At 47.9% G+C, this 5,805-nt stretch carries 5 protein-coding genes; 3 read left to right on the forward strand and 2 right to left on the reverse strand.

Annotation, left to right across the window (positions count from 1 at the left end):
• From QZY09_RS13540 to QZY09_RS13550, 3 genes are all read left to right on the forward strand, one after another.
• On the forward strand, positions 1-649 hold a 649-nt coding region (locus QZY09_RS13540; protein ID WP_295673192.1), incomplete at its 5' end, for a cytochrome b/b6 domain-containing protein.
• 83 nt (positions 650-732) lie between these two features.
• Positions 733-2,262 (forward strand): DUF2271 domain-containing protein, encoded by a 1,530-nt coding sequence (locus QZY09_RS13545; RefSeq protein ID WP_295673194.1) that lies wholly within the window; start codon positions 733-735, stop codon positions 2,260-2,262.
• Complete coding sequence (locus QZY09_RS13550) at positions 2,249-2,899, forward strand: PepSY-associated TM helix domain-containing protein (RefSeq protein ID WP_295673196.1); 651 nt, start codon at positions 2,249-2,251, stop codon at positions 2,897-2,899. The genes QZY09_RS13545 and QZY09_RS13550 overlap by 14 nt, the downstream gene beginning before the upstream one ends.
• A 149-nt stretch (positions 2,900-3,048) precedes the next feature.
• Here the strand turns inward: QZY09_RS13550 and QZY09_RS13555 are convergent, their stop codons facing one another.
• Both QZY09_RS13555 and QZY09_RS13560 read right to left on the reverse strand, forming a co-directional pair.
• On the reverse strand, positions 3,049-4,092 hold the full coding sequence (locus QZY09_RS13555) for a PmoA family protein (RefSeq protein ID WP_295673198.1): 1,044 nt from the start codon (positions 4,090-4,092) through the stop codon (positions 3,049-3,051).
• Between the two features lie 97 nt (positions 4,093-4,189).
• Positions 4,190-5,545 carry a Gfo/Idh/MocA family oxidoreductase gene (locus QZY09_RS13560; protein WP_295673200.1) on the reverse strand — a complete coding sequence of 452 codons (1,356 nt, stop codon included), beginning with the start codon at positions 5,543-5,545 and terminating at the stop codon, positions 4,190-4,192.
• Positions 5,546-5,805 lie beyond the last annotated feature (260 nt).

Raw genomic sequence — 5,805 nt, forward strand, 5'->3', positions numbered from 1 at the left:
AACCGCAGTAACTACATCAGTTGATACAAGCCGTACCAAAAAATACGCTTCAGGAATGCGCATATGGCACTGGCTAAACGCTCTGGTGATCGCCGGCTCATTATTAACAGTGCTGGTTAACTCCACCGTGTTAAAACCCTGGACAAACGCCGGCTTTATTGCAGAAAAACTGGGTGAAAACGGGGTGAAAATATCGGAAGACCAGGCGAAACCTGTGGCTTTTGCCCTTAGCGATAAAGTATGGGCAGTACACACGTATTTTGGCTATGCGCTGGCGGCATTATTTTTATTCCGCATCCTGCTCGAATTTTTTGAAGTAGCTGATAAAAAACTTCTCCGGAAGATCAGGGCTGCAAAAGCAGCATTTCAACTAAGGCAGGAAAACCGGATTGCATCCCGTAACGAAATGCTGGTTAAAACGTCATATGCATTATTTTATGTTTTGTTGCTGGTGATGGTGCTTACCGGGCTGGGACTGGCGTTCAGGGATGATATTGCGGCACTTAAAAACTTGCATTTTTTGAGGGATATCCACGAGTTTAACATGTACCTGATCCTGGGTTTTATTTTTATTCATCTCGCCGGGGTTGTTTTGGGTGAAAGGAAAGGCCACAAAGGGGTGGTGTCTGACATGATCAATGGAGGATAATCTGTATCGTAAATGTTACTGCAGGTAAAACACAAAACGACGTTAAAGGTTGATGATATAACTATTTAAAATTAAATTCCGAGATGTTAAAAAAACCAATCACATTATTATCCGGCGCAGTATTACTGCTCCTGGTGATGGGCAGCGCCGCTTTTCCCACGCGTAAAACGAATAAGCTGTACGTTTCTGACTATGAGAACGTGCTGGGCACCTCAATGGAAATAAAAATTGCAGCGAACACGGAGCCAAACGCATCAAAAGCGGAAAACGCTGCATTGGCCGAGGTGGACAGGCTGAATATGATCCTGAGCGGTTACAACCCATCGAGCGAATTCAGCAGGTGGATGAAAGCTGACAAAAAACCGGTGGTTGTTTCATCAGAGCTTTATGAAGTATTATCTCTTTTTGAGCAATGGCGCATTAAAAGCAATGGCGCGCTGGATGCCTCGGCGGAAACCATTACGAAGGTATGGCGCAATGCGGCCAAACAAAACCGCCTGCCTTCATCCGATGAGATTGCAAATGCAGTGCAAATGGTACAACAACAGCATTATATATTAAATGCACAAAACCACACCGCGCAGCGGCTGGATGATGCGCCGCTGATCCTGAACTCCTTTGCGAAAAGTTATATCATGAACAAGGCCGCTAACGTAGCGATGGCAACAGCAGGCGTAAACGGCCTGGTGATCAATATCGGTGGCGATATTTTAGTGCGCGGGCAGCATACCGAACAGGTGCAGGTAAGCAACCCGAAGGCAGATGCTGAAAATGATCCGCCGGTTGCCCGGGTGCAGGTAGCCAATAAAACTATTGCCACCAGCGGCAATTACCGCCGCGGCGAATTGATAAATGGTAAATGGTATTCGCATATTGTTGACCCGCGCACCGGGATACCGGCTGGTGAGGTGATCAGCTCAACCGTTATCGCAGATAAAGCTACCGATGCCGGGGCATTAGCCACCGCGTTAAGTGTGCTGAGCCCTGAGGAGGGCAAAAAGCTGGTAGCCAAAGTACCGGGCGCTGAATATATGCTGATCACTGCTGATGGTCAAAAATTTGAAAGCGCGGGTTGGAAAAAAGCATTATTGCCCGAAGAAAAGCCTGTCCTTACAAAAACAACCGCAGGTGCCGGTGATAAAACATGGGATCCCAATTACGAACTGGCCATCAGCCTGGAGCTGGCTACCATGGAAGGTATGCGGGTACACCGCCCCTTTGTAGCCGTTTGGGTAGTTGACGCGGATAAAAAACCGGTAAGGCAGATTGCGCTTTGGTACAATAAACCAAGATGGTTGAACGAATTACCTGCCTGGTATGCGGCTTTTTACGACAGCTATTCAGCAGGCAGTGCCAGCGTCAGCTCAACAACCAGCGCTACACGGTCGCCGGGTAAATATACGCTCAAATGGGACGGCAGGGATGATAAAGGAAACCTGGTAAAACCGGGCACCTATACCATCAATATTGAATCGGCCCGCGAACACGCCGGCTACCACCTGCTAACCCAGGATTTTAACCCGAAAAAACCACAGCATATTGACCTGGCTGGCAATGCTGAAGTTGCCTCGGCATCATTTGATTACCGCAAAAAGACTGATGGAAACGAATAACCCGGTACAAAACAAAGCTGCAAAAGAAGCAAAAAAGCCGAAGTCTGTTTGGAAGAAAGGCACGATCACTTTTTCGCGCTGGCTGCATATTTATTTATCGATGCTCAGCTTCGTGGTGGTGCTTTTCTTCGCCGTAACCGGTCTTACCTTAAACCATGCCGAATGGTTCGATGGCAAACAGGTTGAAAAAAAGCACAAGGGTGCAGTGCCTGCCGCCTGGGTAAAAGTACGGGACACCACACAGATCAAAAAGCTGGAAATTGTGGAGCTGCTGCGCAAAAACTATGGCATTAAAGGTTATGTGAGCGATTTTATCATCCAGGACGACCAGTGTTCCGTGTCCTTTAAAGGACCCGGCTACAGCGCTGACGCCTTCATCAGCCGCAAGGACGGCAAATTTCAGCTGAGCGAACTGCGCCTTGGTGTGGTGGCCGTACTTAACGACCTGCACAAGGGCCGCGACAGCGGCACCGGCTGGAGCTGGCTGATCGACGTATCTGCGGTATTTTTAACGCTGGTATCGCTAACCGGGCTGGTAATGCTCTGCTTCCTGAAGAAAAAACGGCTGAACGGTATCATCCTGCTCATCATCGGCGGCGCAATTTGTTGCCTCATTTACTGGGTTTTTGTCCCCTAAGTAAAAAGTTCTATTTCTGTATTGTTTTGTGTAAACCGGGTCACTGTAAAAGGGGCCCGGTTTTTTTTGGGGGAGGATTTGGAGGGTCCTCCCCCAAAGCAAACTAAATCATATTCTCCGCTGATCATGCGGGCGGCGTACAGCCACTCTTATTTTCCAGCAAACTCAGTTGCCATCTTATTTAATCCGGCAGTGCTGATGGTTTTATCACCGCTGCTGATCACGATGCGGTATCTGAAGGTTACCGATTCTCCTTTTTTTAGTTTCAGGTTGAGTGAAGATTTACCATTGGTAAAAACCTTCTCGCCAAGCGGGTTGGCTGCAAATAAACCATAGCCGCGCGCATGCCAGAAGGTAGGGTAATTGGGGTTTTTAGGGTGATCGATGATTACGATACCCACCGAGTCGGCCCCCATTTTACCAAACACTTTGCACCAAACGCCGCGGGTGCTCCAGGCATCGTTACCGGTTTTGCCCGCACTGGTCAGGTAGTTGCCATTGGCGATATGGTCTGTACCCCCTTTTACCATTGTTACATTGCCTTTATTATCGGTAAACTGCTGGTCTTCATTAGTAGGGATCTGCAGCTCATGCGCCAGCCGCAGGCCCAGCATTCCATCTTTTGCATCGTTAAAAGCGATATCCGTATCGGCATTCAAAGTGGTAAAACGGTCAATAATGCGCTGGTTCGCGCTTCCGCTGAATTCAAAGCGGGTAGTTTCTTCCATCAACACCTGCTTTTTTTGGTTAACCCAATTGGCGTGGTAAGCCAATATACCGGTACTTCCGCTTTTTGTTTCGATGATACGATCAGTCCGGACCCAGCCATACAGGCTCTTCTTATTAGCGGGGATAGCGTAGGAGTTGTTCCAGAAATCGAGCCCATTTACATTCTCAAAATTAAACCAGAGGCCGATGTGGTGCGGATGGTCGGTTGGCTCCCCAGGCCGGGACTCCAGCGGGAAACCACGCGTAACCACTGTGCCATTAGCAGCATGGATAGGATATAAAACGGGTTTTTCTAAACTATCCGGGTATAGCAAACTAGTAAAAGGCTGGCCGCCAATCAGGATATCTACCCTGTTTTCTGAGCTTGATTTGATCACTTTAACCACTTCCTTTTTTTGAGCAAATGATGATGATGCGATCAACATCATCGCGGCAGCAAAACTCATCCACCTAAAGATCATCATACAAATAGTTTTTTGAGAGTCGGGAATCAAGAACCAGGAGTCAAGATAAAGAATAAAATTCAGGGCGTAACCAACCTTTCCTGATTCCTGACGCTAACTAATATTTAAATACTTTGCCATTTGCCATTACTTCCTGTGTTGCCTCATCAAAGGTGGCTTTGAAACCGGTATGCACGGCAGCGTTGGTCATGATATTAGCGATGGAATGGCTATACCCAGCTTCAACCGGTGCATGGGGTTCGTTGCGGCTGCGCACACATTCCATCCAGTTGCGTACATGGTTGGAGGTAAGTACATCGCCGCCTGTATTGGCCGAAGCCACCACTTTTTCGGTATTGGTCAGGTCGATCTCCGGCAGCAGGTTGGCCTTCATGCCCATGGCTGCCGCCATTTTTTCGGAAAGCCCCCCGGTTGGCGATACTTTATTGGTGATCAGGTTCAACTCCCCCCCGTTTGAATAGTAGATCTCGGAGGGGTTCTCATCGCCATTATGCATCCGCGAAGCAAAAGTTACCTGGAAACCGGTGGAAGGATCATCCAAAGGACCATAGTCAAATACCGCCGTTATGGTATCCCAGTTACGGCGGCCATCCTTCCACATGTAAATACCGCCGTTGGCGGCCACGCTGCGCGGATGTTTTAGCCCGCTAAACCAATGTACGGTATCAATTTGGTGGCTCATCCACTGCCCTGGCAAACCGGATGAATACGGCCAGAAAAGACGAAACTCTAAATATTTACGCGGGTCAAATGCTTCATACGGCCGGTTCATGATCCAGCGCTTCCAGTCGGTATCTTCTTGTTTTAGGGAGCCTAAAAGTTCAGGCCTGCGCCAGCGGCCGGGCTGGTTAACGTTCCAGGTGAGTTCAACCATAGTGATCGGGCCAAATTTACCTGAGCGAATAAAGTCATTAGCCGCATGGTAGTTGGCACCGCTCCTGCGCTGGGAGCCGATCTGGACGATCTTGCCTGATTCTTTAATCGCTTTCAGCGCGGCACGGTTATCCTCCATAGTTTCGGCAAATGGCTTTTCTACATAGGCATCGCAGCCAGCCTTTACCGCCTCAATGGCATGCCGCGCATGTTGAAAATCGGCAGTACTGATAAAAACAGCGTCCACTGATTTACTGTCATACAATTCTTCGTTATTGCGGAAGGCCCTTACCTCATTCTGCATTTTGGCCTTCCAAATGGCAGCGCCTTCTTCACGGCGTTTGCTCCAGATATCGGATACCGCAACCACTTCAAAGTTAAGCTCCTTGTAATGATTCATAAAGCTGGGAATATGGGAGCTTTTATGCCTGTCGCTAAACCCTACAACGCCTACCCGCACCCTATCGTTCGCCCCGATAATGCGTTTATAGCTTGCAGCACTCCATCCGGTTTTTGCAAGCAATACACCGGTCCCTGCCAATGCAGCCTGTTTGATAAAAATTCGACGCGATTTTTCCATAATATAAGTGGTTACCTTCCTGAAGAATTGACAATTGGTTCTAAGATCAGCACACCGTCTGATTAAATCAAATATCAACCAATTTGCTCAAAAACGCTACTGTTTTTTTGAATTGTGTATAACAATGATGCTACATTCATTAGCTTGCTTATAGCTGCAAGCCGTGCAACTATCAGCTGAATTGACGACGGCAATTTAACAACTGAACAAAACAGGCAGCCAATATTAAACTCCTCCTATTTTGATCTATTTTTCCTTGT

Origin of the sequence: uncultured Mucilaginibacter sp., from assembly GCF_903913935.1 — a bacterium.
Classification (GTDB): Bacteria; Bacteroidota; Bacteroidia; order Sphingobacteriales; family Sphingobacteriaceae; genus Mucilaginibacter.